We start from the raw sequence: 15,467 nt of genomic DNA on the forward strand, positions 1-15,467 counted from the left end.
TCCCACGCAGACCTGTCATACGTACTCCGTAGGCAACACCGGCTCGCCGCGTGAGAGTTGCATGGCGGACATCGGCAGGCCGGCGAGGGCCCGGGTGTGCCGGTCCCGTGCTGCGTCGAGCGGTTCGCGGGCGACGGTCTCGCCGCCGCGCACGAGCGGCACGTGGAGCTGGTGCTCCCTCAGGTGCTCGGGCACCGGCCCGGTGCCGACGACCTCGGCCGCCGCGACGCCGTCCTCGTCGGGCCGGCGTGCAGCCCATTTCGCTCCTCCAGCGGAGGACTTGCCGCCCATCGACTTCTTCGCGACGGCCAGCATCGGCGCGTCCGGCTCGTCCGACGCGGCGCGCGCGACGAGCTTGTAGACCATCGCGCAGGTCGGGTGGCCGCTGCCGGTCACCAGCTGGGTGCCCACCCCGTACGCGTCGACCGGTGCCGCGGCGAGCGAGGCGATCGCGTACTCGTCCAGGTCGCTGGTGACCACGATCCGGGTACCTGTCGCGCCCAGTTCGTCCAGCTGGTGGCGCACCCGGTGGGCGAGCAGCAGCAGGTCGCCCGAATCGATGCGTACCGCGCCCAGTTCGGGTCCTGCGATCTCGACTGCGCTGCGCACCGCTTCCGCGACGTCGTAGGTGTCGACGAGCAGGGTCGTACCGCTTCCGAACGAGTCCACCTGTGCGGTGAAGGCGTCCCGCTCACTGTCGTGCACCAGCGTGAACGAGTGCGCGCTGGTCCCGACGGTGGGGATGTCGTACCGGAAACCGGCTGCGAGGTCCGAGGTCGAGGCGAAGCCGCCGAGGTAGGCGGCGCGGGAGGACGCGACGGCCGACAGCTCGTGGGTGCGCCGTGCGCCCATCTCCATCAGCGGACGCCCGCCCGCGGCGACGGCCATGCGGGAGGCGGCAGCGGCGACCGCCGAGTCATGGTTGAGGATCGAGAGGATGACCGTCTCCAGCAGCACGCTCTCCGCGAAGGTGCCCTCCACCCGCATCACGGGGGAGCCGGGGAAGTACACCTCGCCCTCGGGGTAGCCGGCGATGTCGCCGCTGAAGCGGTAGCCCGACAGCCAATCGAGAGTGGGCTCGTCGACTATTCCCCGCTCACGCAGGTAGTTGAGGACCTGGTCGTCGAAGCGGAAGTTCTCCACGGCGTCCAGTACCCGGCCGGTCCCCGCGACGACTCCGTACCTCCTGCCCTCGGGCAGCCGCCGCGCGAACACCTCGAAGACGCAACGCCGTTCGGCCGTGCCGGCGCGCAGCGCGGCCTGGAGCATGGTGAGTTCGTACTGATCGGTGAAGAGCGCCGTCGACGGCACGGCCACCGGCAGCCCCCTGTCCACGGTCGCCTGTCGGTTCACTGGTACTGGCTCCTCGCTTCGGCGAGCCCCTGGGGCAGGGGCGGTGCAGGAATCGAGCGTACAACACATCTCGTCAGTGTGACGATATCGGTTGTGGCCGTTTGGCCACCCGACACCTCTGAGTGGCAGCATGGGACCCGTGAGTGTTGCCCCCACTGAGATCGAACGCCCCGAGTCTGCCGAGGCGCCCCTCGAGGTGCCCGAGCCCGACGTCCCCTGGGCGACGATCGTGCACAACGACCCGGTCAACCTCATGAGCTACGTGACCTACGTCTTCCAGAGCTACTTCGGCTATCCGAAGGACAAGGCGAAGAAGCTGATGATGGACGTCCACCACAAGGGCCGGGCTGTGGTCTCCACCGGCAGCCGCGAGGAGATGGAGCGCGACGTGCAGGCGATGCACGGCTACGGACTGTGGGCCACCCTCCAGCAGGACCGCGGCTGATGGCCGGCCACTTCGAGGCCACAGGTGACGGCGGCGCCGCCATCGCCCTGGACGAGGTCGAGATCTCGATCCTGCGCAGCCTCGCGGTCCAGCTGCTGGAGTTGATCGGTCCGGGCGACCAGCCCGCCGACGGGGCGGAGGACCCGCTCATCGCCATCCTCGCCGACGGGCCGAGCGAGCCGCCCTCCGACCCCGCCCTGGCCAGGCTCTTCCCCGACGCCTACGGCGACGGCCCCGACTCGGCGCCCGGAGAGGGGAACGCGGAGGAGCGCCGCGCCTCCGCCGAGTTCCGCCGCTTCACCGAGAACGAACTGCGCGCCCGCAAGCGGGAGGACGGCCTTGCGATCGTCCGTGCGCTGGACTCCCTCACCCCCGACCCTCCCCCTGGGCCCGCCGGGCCCGGGGTGGGGCCTCCCCGGCGCAGCCAGGGGAAGTACCCCCAGGGGCCCGAGGGCAGCGCGGGCGCGGTGCTCACGCTCAAGCCCGAGGAGTCCAAGCAGTGGCTGGGCGCGCTGAACGACCTGAGGCTGGCCATCGGCACGCGCCTCGAGGTCACTGACGACGACGACAGCAGCGAGCTGTACGCGCTGCCGGACGAGGATCCCCGCAAGCCGATGGTGATGGCCTATCTGTGGCTGGGTGGGCTGCAGGAGACGCTCGTCGAGACGCTGCTTCCCTGAGAAGCCGCCCCGGGGCCCCGCCTTCCCCTGTTCGTCTTGACCGCCCCGGCGGCGCCTCCCCTGAACGGATGGCATCTGCCCGCCGGCGGCTTCCCGCGACCGTCCCGCCCCTCCCGCGCGGACATGATGAGGGCCCGGTTCCGAAAGGTTCCGGAACATCTCTGAACACCCGTCATGTCCCGGTGCGCGCCAGCCGCTTGCTCCGGCACGGAGAAAGGCGCATCCATGGCCTCCGAGCAGGTCGATGACCGCGGCGCCCCGCGCGGCGGCATCACGGAAACAACGACCGGCACCGCGGCCCCTCCGGAGGAGGGCTACCGGCGCGGTCTCGGCAGCCGCCAGATCCAGATGATCGCCATCGGCGGCGCGATCGGCACCGGCCTCTTCCTCGGCGCGGGCAAAGCCATCACCAAGGCCGGGCCCAGCCTGATCCTCGCCTACGCGGTGGCCGGGACCGTCATCTTCTTCATCATGCGGGCGCTGGGCGAACTGCTCATGTACCGGCCGGTCTCCGGCTCCTTCTCCGAGTACGCGCGGGAGTTCCTGGGGCCCTTCTTCGGGTTCGCCACCGGCTGGACGTACTGGCTCTTCTGGGTCGTCACCGGCATCACCGAGGTCACCGCGGCCGCCACCTACGTGCAGTACTGGTGGCCCGCCGTCCCGCAGTGGGTCTCCGCACTCGTCTTCACGCTCGTCCTGTACTGCGCGAACCTGATCTCGGTGAAGATCTTCGGTGAGCTGGAGTTCTGGTTCTCGATGATCAAGGTCACCGCCATCATCGGCATGATCCTCATCGGCGTCGGCGTCCTCACTCTCGGTTTCTCCGACGCCGGAAACACCGCGTCCATGACCCTGCTGTGGTCGGACGGCGGCTTCTTCCCGAAGGGGATCGGCGGAACGCTGATGACGCTCCAGATCGTGATGTTCTCCTTCCTCGCCGTCGAGCTCGTCGGCGTCACGGCGGGGGAGTCCGTGAACCCGGAGAAGACGCTGCCCCGTGCCGTCAACACCGTCCCCTGGCGCATCGCGCTCTTCTACGTCGGCGCGCTCCTCGTGATCCTCTCCGTGGTGTCCTGGACGGCGTTCGAACCCGGCACGAGCCCGTTCGTGGCGGCCTTCGGCAAGATCGGCCTGCCGGCGGGCGCGGCCATCGTCAACTTCGTCGTGCTCACGGCGGCGCTCTCCTCGTGCAACTCCGGCATGTACTCGACGGGCAGGATGCTGCGCGACCTGGCGATGAACAGGCAGGGGCCGAAGCTGTTCACCCGGCTCACCGCCAACGGGCTGCCGCTGCTGGGCACCAGCGTCTCCGCGGCGCTGATGACGGTCGGCGTCTGGATCAACTACCAGTGGCCCTCGAAGGCGTTCGACTACGTCGTCTCCTTCGCCACCATCTCCGGCATGTGGGCGTGGATCATGATTCTCGCCGCGCACATCCGCTACCGCCGCGCCGCGGACCGTGGACGTCTGCCGCAGTCCTCGTTCAAGGCACCGTGCGCCCCCTACGCGAGCTGGATCTCGCTGGCCTTCATCGGCTCGGTGGTGGTGCTGATGGGCTTCGACCCTGACTCCCGTGTCTCTCTCTACGGGGCACCGGCCTGGGCCGCGGGTCTCGTCGTCGCGTACTTCGTGCTCAAGGCGCGCGACCCGGACACCTTCCGGCGCGAGGAGACCGTGAGGAAGGGCCACGGGCGGCCGTGACCGGGTCCTGACCTGCGACGGTCCGCCCCGATCCCACTCCGCGAAGGCCCCGGTCCGACGCCCCCGGCGGCGCACCGGGGCCGCCGCATATCCTTCCGGGCATGCTGACCATCACCCAGGAGCTGCACGACAAGATCGTCGCTCACGCCCGCAAGGACCACCCGGACGAGGCGTGCGGAGTCATCGCGGGTCCCGCGGGAGAGGGCCGCCCGGAGCGCTTCATCCCGATGCTGAACGCGGCCCGCTCGCCGACGTTCTACGAGTTCGACTCGGGCGATCTGCTGCGGCTCTACCGCGAGATGGACGACAAGGACGAGGAGCCGGTCGTCATCTACCACTCGCACACCGCCACCGAGGCGTACCCCTCGCGCACGGACATCAGCTACGCCAACGAGCCGGGCGCCCACTACGTGCTCGTCTCCACCGCAGAGTGCGGCAACGACGAAGGCCCCTTCTCCTTCCGGTCGTTCCGCATCGTGGACGGCGAGGTCACCGAGGAAGAGGTCGAGGTCGTGGACGGGCAGGCGCCGCCCGCCTGAATCCCGGAGGAACTCCGGACAGGGAGATTCCTGCAGGTCAAGCGTGGAACGACGTCATATGAGACGGTTCGGTCCACATCATGGAATCAGTATCGGGTCATCGGACGGGGAATCGTTACGATGAGCCCATGGTTGTCCACGACGTGAGAGCTTCTTCGACGCTCCGGAGCGCGCTGCTCGTCGGGCGCCTGCACGTCGATCTGTGCCGTCTCGCCAGCGCGCTCGGGGCGACCCGGCGCCGCGCGTACGTCCGCGTCTGATCCGGTGCCCCGGCCCCTGGCGGCCGGCATGCACGGACATGGCGGCCGGCACCGCCGCCACCGTCCGCCCCGCCGAGGGCCCCACCACGTCCGCCACACCGCCCTGCCCGCCTTCCATCCACAGGAGCTTCCATGGCCATCGAGGTCCGCATCCCGACCATCCTCCGTACCTACACCGACGGCGAGAAGTCCGTCCCGGGGGAGGGCGACACCCTCAAGGAGCTCTTCGACGACCTGGAGAGCCGCCACGCGGGCATCCAGGGCCGTCTCGTCGACGGTGGTGAGCTGCGCCGCTTCGTGAACGTCTATCTCAACGACGAGGACGTGCGCTTCCTCGACGGCATCAGCACGAAGCTCAGCGACGGCGACAACGTCACGATCCTCCCCGCGGTGGCGGGCGGCGCGGGCACACACGTCCGCAGGGGAACCCGCTGATGCGCTACGACTCCCCGGTCCAGGCGGTCGGCGACACCCCGCTGGTGCGGCTCCCGCGGCTCTCGCCGTCCGAGGACGTGCGCATCTGGGCGAAGCTGGAGGACCGCAACCCGACGGGCTCCGTCAAGGACCGGCCGGCCCTCTACATGGTCGAACAGGCCGAAAAGGAGGGCCGGTTGACGCCCGGCTGCACCATCCTGGAGCCGACCTCCGGCAACACCGGTATCTCGCTCGCGATGGCGGCACGCCTCAAGGGTTACCGCATCGTGTGCGTGATGCCGGAGAACACCAGTGAGGAACGGCGGCAGTTGCTCGGCATGTGGGGAGCCGAGATCATCCCCTCACCGGCGGCAGGCGGTTCGAACACCGCCGTACGCGTGGCCAAGGAGCTCGCCGATCAGAACCCGGACTGGGTGATGCTCTACCAGTACGGCAACCCCGCCAACTCCGCCGCCCACTACACCACCACCGGCCCCGAGATCCTCGCCGACCTGCCCTCCGTCACCCATTTCGTGGCGGGCCTGGGCACCACCGGCACGCTGATGGGCGCCGGCCGCTATCTGCGCGAACACCGCCCCGGCGTCCAGATCATCGCCGCCGAACCGCGCTACGACGACCTGGTCTACGGGCTGCGCAACCTCGACGAGGGCTTTGTTCCCGAGCTGTACGACGAGTCCGTGCTCACCGGGCGGTTCTCCGTCGGCTCCGAGGACGCGGTGCGCCGCACCCGCGAACTCCTCGCCGAGGAGGGCATCTTCGCCGGGGTCTCCTCGGGTGCTGCGCTGCACGCCGCCGCGGGTGTCGCACGCAAGGCCCAAAGGGCGGGCGAGAGCGCCGACATCGTCTTCGTCGTCGCCGACGGTGGCTGGAAGTACCTCTCCACCGGTATCTACACGGCGGAGACCACCGAAGCCGCGGTCGAGGCGCTCCAGGGTCAGCTCTGGGCCTGATCGCTGTCCGTGCGCCGGCCGGGCGGCCGTGACGGGCCGCGGGTCAACTCCGGTCGGCGCAGGGCGGATTGATGCGCATGCCGGGCCCTGGGAGCCGCTCGTGTCGTCGTCCCGGCTGCCCTGTGTGGTCCGGGTCACGCCTCGCCGGACAGGTGGCGCACCTGCACCCAGATGTCCTGGTCGACCTCGCCGGCCCGCCGCCCGAACTCGCTCAGTTCCACGTCCCACGCCGCGTCGGCGTCCGTGCACAGTGCAGTCACCCGGCCCGGGGCGTCGGCGACGGTCCCCGGAGGCAGAGCCAGCTTCGCCCCGGACGATTCCGGCAGGCGGTACTCGCCCTTGCGGGAAGGCCGTTCCGCACTGACCCGCGCGACACGGGCCCTGTCGATGCGTACTGCAAGTACGAGGACCAGCAGCGGCTCACGCGTCCACCAGATCTCCCCGGGGCGCGGTCCACGGTCGGGCAGCGAGGCGTTCCGCGGGCGGCGGTCGTCGCGGAGGCGGCGAAAGGGACGGCCGAGCCGCGCACCCCCGTCGATCAGCGCCGCCACAAGTGACAGGGCCACGACGGCACCCAGGGCCAGCCACCACCAAGTGTCCATGCCCGCCTCGCCTCCCGGACCTCCGCGCGGCAGTACCGCACAGATTGCCGACCGTACCCCGCGCTGGTGATTCCGCCCACACCAGCGCGCTCTTGAGGCCAAACGCAGCACCCAGCGGCTTACGCTCGAAAAACCCCACAGCCGCCAACGGAGGTCCCGCTTCATGAAGCTCACCGTCGTCGGCTGCTCCGGGTCGTTCCCTTCGGCGGAGTCGGCCTGTTCGAGCTACCTGGTCGAGGCCGAGGGCTACCGGCTGCTCCTCGACATGGGGAACGGCGCACTCGGCGAGCTCCAGCGCTACAGCGGCCTCTACGACCTGGACGCCATCGCGCTCAGCCACCTCCACCCCGACCACTGCATCGACATGTGCGGCTACTTCGTGGCGCGCTACTACCGCCACGAGGGGGGACGTTGCGGGCCGATCCCTGTCTACGGGCCGCGGGACACCGAGCGGCGCCTGACAGTCGCGTACGGGGACACACCGTCCGATTCCGCGATGAGCGAGGTCTTCGACTTCCGCACGCTGATGCGGGGCGGCTCCTTCGACCTGGGCCCCTTCACCGTCCGCACGGAGGAGGTCCAGCACCCTGTCGAGTCCTACGCGTTCCGGGTCACCCACCGGGAAAGCGGCAAGGTGCTCGTCTACTCGGGTGACACGGGGACCTGCGGCTCGCTGGTCGAGCTGGCGCACGGCGCGGACATCTTCCTGTGTGAGGCCTCCTTCACCGACGGCAAGGAAGCCATCCCCGACCTGCATCTCAACGGCCGCGAGGCGGGGGAGTGCGCACAGTCCGCGGGGGTGGCGCGACTGGTCCTCACCCACGTACCGCCGTGGACCGACGCGAAGGTCAATCTCCGGGACGCGAAGGACGTCTTCGAGGGCCCGGTGGAGCTGGCCAGGCCGGGCGCGGTCTACGAGCTGTAGCGGCGCCGCGAAGTCCGGCCCGGCCCAGCGGGCCATGGCCCCACGCGGCACCGCGCCCACTGCCTGTGGGCAGCGGGCGCGGCGGTCACCTTCCGGTCATCCGTCCGGGGTCAGATCCCGGCGCGTGTCCCCTCCTGGTCCTCGTCCCCGTCGTCCCGGCCGCGCCGGGCGTCCTGGGACTGAGCACCTTGTGCGGGCCGGGCGTCCGGGGTGATGTTCCGGGACGCCTTGCCCATGGAGACGGGCCGCTCCTGCTTGTCGATGGCCTTGTCGGTGGCCGTTTCCGCGACTGCGACGGGGATGTCGCCGCCGACCTGGCCCTTGTTGGTCGTCCGCTCCCGCTGCCGCTCCTGTTCCTCAGGCTCGGGCGCCTCGCGGCCGGGCGTGGGGAGGTCGAACTTGATGATCGCGAAGCGGAAGACGGCGTAGTAGACCACCGCGAAGACGAGGCCCACGAGCATCAGGCCCCAGGGGTTGGTGGCGATGCCCAGGTTCAGCATGAAGTCGATCGCGCCGGCCGAGAAGCCGAAGCCGTCCTTCATGCCCAGGGCCCACACCAGGGCCATCGAGATGCCGGTCAGCACCGCGTGGATCGCGTACAGCACGGGCGCGATGAACATGAACGAGAACTCGATGGGCTCCGTCACGCCCGTGATGAAGGCGGTGAGCGCGAGGGAGATCATCAGGCCGCCCACGACCTTGCGCCGTTCGGGTCGTGCGCAGTGGTACATCGCCAGGCACGCGGCGGGCAGCGCGAACATCATGATCGGGAAGAAGCCGGTCATGAACTGGCCGGCACTGGGGTCGCCCGCGAGGAAGCGCGCGATGTCGCCGTGCTGGCCCTTGTACGAGCCCGCCTGGAACCACGGGAAGGAGTTGAGCAGGTGGTGCATGCCGATCGGGATGAGGGCCCGGTTGGCGACACCGTAGACACCGGCACCCGCGGCTCCCGACCCGACGAGCCAGGCGCCGAAGTCGTGCAGCCCGGTGCCCAGCACCGGCCAGATGTAGCCGAAGATCACGCCGATGAAGAGGCCGGCGAAGGCCGAGAGGATCGGCACGAGACGGCGGCCGCTGAAGAAGCCCAGCCAGTCGGGGAGCTTCTTGCGGTAGTAGCGCTGGTAGAGGAGGGCGACGACGATGCCGATCACCACACCGCCGAGCACACCGGCGTCCACGGGTGGTGCGGCGGTGCCGACCTTCCCGTCGATGACCTTCTCGACCGGGGGCAGATTGCCGTCCTTGAAGGCCCCCAGGACGTTCTTGAAGACCAGGTAGCCCACAACCGCCGCCAGGGCCGTCGATCCGTCCGACTTGCGGGCGAATCCCACGGCGATGCCTACGGCGAACAGCAGCGGCATGTTGTCGATCAGTGCGCCGCCGCCCTTGGCGAGGAACTGGGCGATGCGGTTGATGGAGTCCGGGAAGTTCGGGCGGCCCAGCATGTCGGGCTGGCCGAGCCGGACCATGAGTGCGGCGGCGGGCAGTGTGGCGATGGGGAGCATGAGGCTGCGGCCGATGCGCTGGGCTACAGCCATCGAACCCGAGCCCCGGCCCGTTCCCCGGGCTTCGGTAGCCGTGGTCATCAACTTCCTCCAGTGGTCTGCGGGAGGTCGGACCGTGCGGAGCAGACCCCATGAATGGTTTAGACCTCTTGTAGCACGAGCGCAGCAGCGCGGAAAGCGCGGTTTGTTGTTGTGAGGGCGCATATGTACCCAGGGAAAGGGGGAGTGTCTCCCCCTGGCTTCGCCGGGAAATGCCCCTGCATCGGGCCGTAAGAGGCGAAGGCCGCCAATTGGCCCATACTGGTGTAGACCTCGGTCGGCCGGGGTGCGTGCGCGACACGTGAGGCGGCGCCGGAGAGCAGGAGAAACACATGAGCAGCAAGGCCGAAAAGATCGTCGCCGGGCTCGGCGGACTCGACAACATCTCCGAGATCGAGGGCTGCATCACCCGTCTCCGCACCGAGGTCGCGGACACCACGCTCGTCGACGAGGCGGCTCTGCGGGCCGCCGGCGCGCACGGCGTCGTGAAGATGGGGTCGGCCATACAGATCGTCATCGGCACCGACGCCGACCCGATCGCCGTCGAGATCGAGGACATGATGTGACGCACCGCTGCCACCTCCGGCGGGGCCGTGTCTCTCCGGCCCGCCGGCGCAGCGGATGCCTGGAAGTGTGAACGGACCATGGGCTGAACGGGCGTTCAGACGTGAGGGCTTAGGCTCGCACCATGACTCGTTTCGACGGCCGTACGGCTGACCAGTTGCGTCCCATCACCATCGACCGCGGCTGGAGCAAGCACGCCGAGGGATCCGTTCTGATCAGCTTTGGCGACACCCGGGTGCTGTGCACCGCCAGCGTCACGGAGGGAGTGCCGCGCTGGCGAAAGGGCAGCGGCAAGGGCTGGGTCACGGCCGAGTACGCGATGCTGCCGCGCTCCACGAACACCCGCGGCGACCGCGAGTCCGTACGCGGCAAGATCGGTGGCCGCACCCACGAGATCTCCCGCCTGATCGGGCGCTCGCTGCGCGCTGTCGTGGACTACAAAGCGCTCGGGGAGAACACCGTGGTGCTCGACTGCGACGTCCTCCAGGCCGACGGCGGTACGCGCACCGCCGCGATCACGGGCGCCTACGTCGCACTGGCCGACGCCGTCGCATGGGCGCAGGAGAAGAAGCTCATCAAGAGCAAGTCCCAGCCGCTGACGGGCACGGTCGCCGCCGTCAGTGTCGGCATCGTCGACGGGAAGCCGCTGCTGGACCTCTGCTACGAGGAGGACGTGCGCGCCGAGACCGATATGAACGTCGTCTGTACCGGCGACGGGAACTTCGTCGAGGTCCAAGGCACCGCCGAGGGCGAGCCGTTCGCGCGCGAGCAGCTGAACGAACTGCTGGATCTGTCCGTCCAGGGATGCGTACAGCTCGACGGCGCCCAGCGGAAGGCGCTCGCCGGCTGACCGCGGGCGGCCGCAGCCGCGGTCGCCGTGCACGTCCCGGAGCCGAATCCGCAGCGCACGAGGGGCGGTTCGGGTCAGGGAACTTTGCGTATGCTTTACACGTCTGAAGAGGTACGGGCCGCGCGGGTCATACCGCGCGGCCCGTCCACTGACTAGGAAGAGGTTCCTGTGCGTCGCTCTCCCGTGCTCCCCGTCCTCGGCACCGTCGCGCTCGCCGCCACCGTCCTGACGGGGTGCAGCGCGGTGGACAAGGCAGTCAGCTGCGCCAACACCGCCGTCACCGTCGCCGAAGCGGCCAACGATCTCCAGAAGGCCGTCTCCGGTGCCTCCGAGGACCCGGCGCAGGCCAAGGAGTCGATAGACCGCATCGACAAGAACCTCAAGAAGATCGACGACAACACGGGCGACGCCGACGTCAACAAGGCCGTCGACCATGTGAGCACCGCAGTGAGCGACGCGCAGAAGGACCTCGACGCCGGGCGCGAGCCCGATGTGCGTCCGGTCGGCAAGGCGGCCGACGAGCTGACCAAGGTCTGCACGGGCTGACCGCAGACTGCCGCAGGGCGGCCGTGCGTCACGGCCGCCCCCTCGCCCCGCGCGGGGGACCGCCTACCGCGTGACCAGGTTCACCAGCGCGTAGATCGCAAGTCCCGCCAGGGATCCGACGACTGTGCCGTTGAGACGGATGAACTGAAGATCCCGTCCGATGTGCGCCTCGATCTTCTTCGACGTGTGGGCGGCGTCCCAGCTCGCGACCGTCTCCGTGATCAGGGACGTCACCTCGTCCCGGTACGTGGTGACGACGTACACCGCGGCGTCCTCGATCCAGCCGTCGACCTTGCCCCGCAGGCGGCCGTCCGAGGCCATCCGCTGCCCCAGCGACAGCAGCGAGGCCCGTGCCCGCACGCGCAGTTCGCTTCTCTCGTCCTCCGCCGCCGCGACGATCATCGAACGCACCGCGTTCCAGGCCGAGGAGATGAGGTCCTGCACCTCGCCGCGGCCGAGCACGTCGCTCTTGAGCCGCTCCACACGCTCCCGCGTCTGCGGATCCGAACGCAGGTCCGTCGCGAAGTCCGTCAGGAAACGGTCGATCGCACCGCGCGCCGGGTGTTCCGGCATGTCCCGCATCTCCGTCACGAACCGCAGCAGCTCCCGGTAGACGCGGTCGCCCACGCGGCGGTCGACGAAGCGGGGCGTCCAGCCCGGCGCGCCGCCGGTGACTGCCTCGATCACCGAGTCGCTGTGCACCTCCAGCCACTGTGCCGCCCGCCCGCACACCAGATCCACCACGCGCCGGTGCCCCTGGTCCGCCACGACCCGCTCCAGCATCGAACCCAGCCCGGGTGCGATCTCCTGCGCGTCGGCGCGGCGCGTGATGGCCTCACCCACCACCGCCTGCACATCCGAGTCGCGCAGGACGGCGAGGGCGCCGCGCAGCGCCGTCGACAGCTCCGAGGTGACCCGGTCCGCGTGCTCGGGCTGCGCGAGCCACGCACCGAGGCGGCCGGCGATGCCCACGGCCTTCAGCCGGGACCGCACGACGTCGCCGGAGAGGAAGTTCTCCCCGACGAACTCCCCGAGCGTGTGGCCGAATTGATCCTTCTTGGTGGGAATGATGGCGGTGTGGGGAATCGGCAGCCCGAGTGGGTGACGGAAGAGCGCCGTCACCGCGAACCAGTCCGCCAGCGCGCCCACCATGCCCGCTTCGGCGGCGGCCGCGACGTAACCCGTCCAGGCGCCCGCGCCCTCGTGCTGCGCCCACTTCGCGAGTACGAACACCACCGCCATCAGCAGCAATGCTGCCGTCGCGATGGTCTTCATCCGGCGCACACCGCGGCGCCGCTCCTCGTCCGCGGCAGTGAAGGTTCCCAGGGGGCCCGGATTGGGGCGCCGTTGGCGGCCGCCGGAACCCGCGGCGCCGCCCGGGCCCGAACTCCCGCTGCCTGTACGGCCGTTCGTACTCGGGTCCGCGGACCGTGCCGCCGTCCCGCCTGTGATCGGCCTCACTCCGCCCGCGCCTGCGGCGGCGACGTCGCCCGCTTTTGCCTGATCCATCCACTCCACCGTTCGGCCTGTCCCCCCTACAGTGTCCCAAGGTGCCTGACAGGTGGAACGAAGCCCGGACATACGGCGTCTGTCTTTGCGGACGGCCACCCGGGTCGTCCCCGGCCTGGCCGCCCCCCGGGGACAGGGCCATGCCGCGATCGTGGGATCATTTCACCGCGACCACTCGGAGCCTCGGGCTCCGCCTGCCCGAGGAGATACACCGAGCGTGACCAGAAACATGGGTTATGCCTTGCTCGCCGGTCTGGCGGCGATCGTCGTGCTTGTGTCCACCGCCGTCTTCATCGGCGTGGGCAGTGACGACGGCAGCCTCGACGGCATCACGCAGGGCACCCGTGACTCCGCGGCGCCCGCCTCCTCGGGCAACTGGGTCGGCACCTGGTCGGCCCCCGCCGTGGCGGCCGAGCCCAACACCCGTGACGGCTACGCCAAGATGTCGATACGCAACGTCGTCCACACCTCGGTGGGCGGATCCGGCGCCCGTATCACCCTCTCCAACCTCTACGGCGCCAAGCCGCTCACGATCACGCATGCGACGCTCGCCCTCGCCGCCGCACCCAGCAACCCCACCGCGGCCACGGGCACGATGCGCCGGCTGACCTTCGGCAACTCCCGCACGGTGACCATCCCTCCGGGACGCAAGGCCGTCAGCGACGCGGTCAGGCTCAACGTCCCGCACGCCGCGGACCTGCTCGTCACCACCTACTCCCCGAAGCCGTCCGGGCCCGTGACGTACCACCCCTACGCGCGTCAGACGAGCTACGTGGCGCAGGGAGACAAGGCCGAGGAGACCTCGGGCACGGCCTTCACCCAGCAGAGCCCGTACTGGCGCCACCTGACCGCGGTCGATGTGTGGACCAATCAGACGCGGGGCGCGGTCGCCGTACTCGGCGACTCCATCACCGACGGCATCACCTCCAGCCCCGGCGCCAACCGCCGCTGGACGGACTTCCTCGCCGAACGTCTGCGCACGGAACGGGACGCGCCCCGGTACAGCGTGGTCAACGGCGGCATCAGCGGTAACCGCGTCCTCGTCGACGGGCCCCGCTACTCGCCCAACAACGGACCCAGCGGCCTGACCCGCATGCAGCGCGACGTGCTCTCCTGCTCCGGCGTCAGGGCCGTCGTCATCGAGATGGGCCTCAACGACATCATCAAGCCGCCCCGGCAGAACAGCCCTGACCGGATCGTCGACGGCCTGCGGAAGTTGGTGAAGTACGCGCACGCCCGCGGCCTTCGCGTCGTCGGCGGCACCCTCACACCCTTCGGCGGCCACCGCGGCTACGAACGGCAGCTGGATGTGACCCGGCAGCAGGTCAACGAGGAGATCCGTTCGGGCAAGGTCTTCGACGAGGTTGTCGACTTCGACGCAGCCCTGCGCGACCCGGCCGACCCCAACCGCCTGCGCCCGGCCTACGACTCCGGCGACCACCTGCACCCCAGCGACAACGGATACCGGGCGATGGCCGAGGCGCTGGACCTGAAGCTGCTGAAGGGCTCCTCGCCCGCCCGGACGTAAGTACTGCTCAACCCGCCCCGTACATACGGGAGATGACGTCCTCGATGTCGGGCTCCCGCACGGACAGATCCACCAGCGGATAGCCGTCGGCGATCCGCGAGACGATCGGGGCGGCGCTCGCCGACGCGGGGAAGGCGAGCCACTGCCGGGGGCCCTCCGTCCGCACGGTGCGGGCCCCCTCGATCCCCTCGATCGGCGGCAGTTCGCGCTCCAGATCCACCACCAGCGTCCGCTCGCTCTCGCCGACCTCGTGCAGCCCCGCCAGCGCACCGTCGTACATCAGACGACCGTGGTCGATGACCATCACGCGCTTGCACAGCTGCTCGATGTCGGTGAGGTCGTGCGTCGTCAGCAGGACGGTCGTGCCCTGTGCGGCGTTGATGTCGCTCAGGAAGCGGCGCACCGTCGCCTTGCTGACGACGTCCAGCCCGATCGTCGGCTCGTCCAGATACAGCACGTCCGGGTCGTGCAGCAGCGCGGCCGTGATGTCGCCGCGCATCCGCTGCCCCAACGACAGCTGCCGCACCGGGACTTCGAGCAGATCGCCCAGATCCAGCAGCTCCACGCACCGCTCCAGGTTCTCGCGGTAGCGGGCCTCGGGGATGCGGTACATGCGGCGCACGAGGGAGTAGGAGTCGCGTAGCGGCAGATCCCACCACAGGGTCGTGCGCTGCCCGAAGACGACGCCGATGCGCCGCGCCAGCCTGGTGCGTTCACGGGCGGGATCGATGCCGGCGACGCGCAGCCGCCCGCCGCTGGGCGTGAGGATGCCGGTGAGCATCTTGATCGTCGTCGACTTCCCCGCGCCGTTCGGGCCGATGTAGCCGACCATCTCCCCGCGCGCGACGCTGAAGGAGATCCCGTCGACGGCACGCACCTCCTGCCGCTCGCGCCGCAGCTTTCCCGTCCTCCTGCGCACATGGAAGACCTTCTCCAGGTCCTCCAGCACGATGAAGTCGCCGTCCATCTCCTCCGGTTCCCCTCCCGATCGTCCTGCCCGGTGCTGTCCGTCCCCCGCCCGGTCCCGCTCGTCCTG

General features: G+C 69.8%; 17 protein-coding genes. 12 read left to right on the top strand and 5 right to left on the bottom strand.

The annotated features are described in order from the left end of the window. Positions 1-15: 15 nt before the first annotated feature. Positions 16-1,422, bottom strand: a complete 1,407-nt coding sequence (locus tag I004_RS0115080) for a nicotinate phosphoribosyltransferase (protein WP_078511224.1) — start codon at positions 1,420-1,422, stop codon at positions 16-18. A gap of 61 nt (positions 1,423-1,483) precedes the next feature. Between I004_RS0115080 and clpS the strand changes: the two genes are divergently transcribed. The 7 genes from clpS (at position 1,484) to I004_RS0115115 (ending at position 6,363) form a co-directional block, all read left to right on the top strand. Then, positions 1,484-1,798, top strand: a complete 315-nt coding sequence (clpS, locus tag I004_RS0115085; RefSeq protein WP_028436185.1) for an ATP-dependent Clp protease adapter ClpS — start codon at positions 1,484-1,486, stop codon at positions 1,796-1,798. Next, positions 1,798-2,478, top strand: a complete 681-nt coding sequence (locus I004_RS0115090) for a DUF2017 domain-containing protein (RefSeq protein WP_028436186.1) — start codon at positions 1,798-1,800, stop codon at positions 2,476-2,478. Before clpS ends, I004_RS0115090 begins: the two co-directional genes overlap by 1 nt. A 225-nt stretch (positions 2,479-2,703) precedes the next feature. Beyond that, on the top strand, positions 2,704-4,179 hold the full coding sequence (locus I004_RS0115095) for an amino acid permease (protein ID WP_028436187.1): 1,476 nt from the start codon (positions 2,704-2,706) through the stop codon (positions 4,177-4,179). 101 nt (positions 4,180-4,280) lie between these two features. Continuing rightward, the gene (locus I004_RS0115100; protein WP_028436188.1) at positions 4,281-4,718 is read left to right on the top strand and encodes a M67 family metallopeptidase; all 438 of its coding nucleotides are present in this window, start codon (positions 4,281-4,283) and stop codon (positions 4,716-4,718) included. 128 nt (positions 4,719-4,846) lie between these two features. After that, positions 4,847-4,978, top strand: a complete 132-nt coding sequence (locus I004_RS34070; RefSeq protein WP_486580005.1) for a putative leader peptide — start codon at positions 4,847-4,849, stop codon at positions 4,976-4,978. A gap of 132 nt (positions 4,979-5,110) precedes the next feature. After that, positions 5,111-5,413: a MoaD/ThiS family protein gene (locus tag I004_RS0115110; RefSeq protein ID WP_028436189.1), complete on the top strand. Its 303-nt coding sequence runs from the start codon at positions 5,111-5,113 to the stop codon at positions 5,411-5,413. Beyond that, entirely contained in the window at positions 5,413-6,363 is a 951-nt protein-coding gene (locus tag I004_RS0115115) for a cysteine synthase (protein WP_028436190.1), read from the top strand. The genes I004_RS0115110 and I004_RS0115115 overlap by 1 nt, the downstream gene beginning before the upstream one ends. A gap of 134 nt (positions 6,364-6,497) precedes the next feature. Here I004_RS0115115 and I004_RS0115120 read toward each other — a convergent pair whose 3' ends face one another. After that, a complete protein-coding gene (locus I004_RS0115120; RefSeq protein WP_028436191.1) occupies positions 6,498-6,965 on the bottom strand; it encodes a hypothetical protein in 468 nt (155 codons plus the stop codon). Between the two features lie 163 nt (positions 6,966-7,128). On the opposite strand from I004_RS0115120, the gene I004_RS0115125 reads away from it, so the two are divergent. Then, positions 7,129-7,890 carry an MBL fold metallo-hydrolase gene (locus tag I004_RS0115125; RefSeq protein ID WP_028436192.1) on the top strand — a complete coding sequence of 254 codons (762 nt, stop codon included), beginning with the start codon at positions 7,129-7,131 and terminating at the stop codon, positions 7,888-7,890. A gap of 110 nt (positions 7,891-8,000) precedes the next feature. Here I004_RS0115125 and I004_RS34075 read toward each other — a convergent pair whose 3' ends face one another. Further along, positions 8,001-9,476, bottom strand: a complete 1,476-nt coding sequence (locus tag I004_RS34075) for a PTS transporter subunit EIIC (RefSeq protein ID WP_486580006.1) — start codon at positions 9,474-9,476, stop codon at positions 8,001-8,003. A 290-nt stretch (positions 9,477-9,766) separates the two neighbouring features. On the opposite strand from I004_RS34075, the gene I004_RS0115135 reads away from it, so the two are divergent. The 3 genes from I004_RS0115135 (at position 9,767) to I004_RS0115145 (ending at position 11,394) form a co-directional block, all read left to right on the top strand. Next, positions 9,767-10,000, top strand: coding sequence for a PTS glucose/sucrose transporter subunit IIB (locus I004_RS0115135; RefSeq protein WP_028436193.1), 234 nt, complete (start codon positions 9,767-9,769; stop codon positions 9,998-10,000). Between the two features lie 122 nt (positions 10,001-10,122). After that, entirely contained in the window at positions 10,123-10,848 is a 726-nt protein-coding gene (gene rph / locus I004_RS0115140) for a ribonuclease PH (protein ID WP_028436194.1), read from the top strand. A gap of 168 nt (positions 10,849-11,016) precedes the next feature. Beyond that, a complete protein-coding gene (locus I004_RS0115145) occupies positions 11,017-11,394 on the top strand; it encodes a hypothetical protein (protein WP_051345057.1) in 378 nt (125 codons plus the stop codon). A 63-nt stretch (positions 11,395-11,457) separates the two neighbouring features. Here the strand turns inward: I004_RS0115145 and I004_RS0115150 are convergent, their stop codons facing one another. Further along, positions 11,458-12,903 (bottom strand): DUF445 domain-containing protein, encoded by a 1,446-nt coding sequence (locus tag I004_RS0115150; RefSeq protein ID WP_037976316.1) that lies wholly within the window; start codon positions 12,901-12,903, stop codon positions 11,458-11,460. 229 nt (positions 12,904-13,132) lie between these two features. Between I004_RS0115150 and I004_RS0115155 the strand changes: the two genes are divergently transcribed. Beyond that, a complete protein-coding gene (locus tag I004_RS0115155; protein ID WP_028436197.1) occupies positions 13,133-14,431 on the top strand; it encodes an SGNH/GDSL hydrolase family protein in 1,299 nt (432 codons plus the stop codon). Between the two features lie 7 nt (positions 14,432-14,438). Here I004_RS0115155 and I004_RS0115160 read toward each other — a convergent pair whose 3' ends face one another. Further along, complete coding sequence (locus tag I004_RS0115160) at positions 14,439-15,398, bottom strand: ATP-binding cassette domain-containing protein (RefSeq protein ID WP_028436198.1); 960 nt, start codon at positions 15,396-15,398, stop codon at positions 14,439-14,441. Positions 15,399-15,467: the final 69 nt, after the last annotated feature.

It is taken from the genome of Streptomyces sp. TAA486, assembly GCF_000426165.1.

Excerpts from the sequence above, each read along its gene's own strand:
- I004_RS0115080 (WP_078511224.1), bottom strand. The coding sequence starts at position 1,422 with ATGTGTTGTACGCTCGATTCCTGCACCGCCCCTGCCCCAGGGGCTCGC.
- clpS (WP_028436185.1), top strand. The coding sequence starts at position 1,484 with ATGGGACCCGTGAGTGTTGCCCCCACTGAGATCGAACGCCCCGAGTCT.
- I004_RS0115090 (WP_028436186.1), top strand. The coding sequence starts at position 1,798 with ATGGCCGGCCACTTCGAGGCCACAGGTGACGGCGGCGCCGCCATCGCC.
- I004_RS0115095 (WP_028436187.1), top strand. The coding sequence starts at position 2,704 with ATGGCCTCCGAGCAGGTCGATGACCGCGGCGCCCCGCGCGGCGGCATC.
- I004_RS0115100 (WP_028436188.1), top strand. The coding sequence starts at position 4,281 with ATGCTGACCATCACCCAGGAGCTGCACGACAAGATCGTCGCTCACGCC.
- I004_RS34070 (WP_486580005.1), top strand. The coding sequence starts at position 4,847 with ATGGTTGTCCACGACGTGAGAGCTTCTTCGACGCTCCGGAGCGCGCTG.
- I004_RS0115110 (WP_028436189.1), top strand. The coding sequence starts at position 5,111 with ATGGCCATCGAGGTCCGCATCCCGACCATCCTCCGTACCTACACCGAC.
- I004_RS0115115 (WP_028436190.1), top strand. The coding sequence starts at position 5,413 with ATGCGCTACGACTCCCCGGTCCAGGCGGTCGGCGACACCCCGCTGGTG.
- I004_RS0115120 (WP_028436191.1), bottom strand. The coding sequence starts at position 6,965 with ATGGACACTTGGTGGTGGCTGGCCCTGGGTGCCGTCGTGGCCCTGTCA.
- I004_RS0115125 (WP_028436192.1), top strand. The coding sequence starts at position 7,129 with ATGAAGCTCACCGTCGTCGGCTGCTCCGGGTCGTTCCCTTCGGCGGAG.
- I004_RS34075 (WP_486580006.1), bottom strand. The coding sequence starts at position 9,476 with ATGACCACGGCTACCGAAGCCCGGGGAACGGGCCGGGGCTCGGGTTCG.
- I004_RS0115135 (WP_028436193.1), top strand. The coding sequence starts at position 9,767 with ATGAGCAGCAAGGCCGAAAAGATCGTCGCCGGGCTCGGCGGACTCGAC.
- rph (WP_028436194.1), top strand. The coding sequence starts at position 10,123 with ATGACTCGTTTCGACGGCCGTACGGCTGACCAGTTGCGTCCCATCACC.
- I004_RS0115150 (WP_037976316.1), bottom strand. The coding sequence starts at position 12,903 with ATGGATCAGGCAAAAGCGGGCGACGTCGCCGCCGCAGGCGCGGGCGGA.
- I004_RS0115155 (WP_028436197.1), top strand. The coding sequence starts at position 13,133 with ATGGGTTATGCCTTGCTCGCCGGTCTGGCGGCGATCGTCGTGCTTGTG.
- I004_RS0115160 (WP_028436198.1), bottom strand. The coding sequence starts at position 15,398 with ATGGACGGCGACTTCATCGTGCTGGAGGACCTGGAGAAGGTCTTCCAT.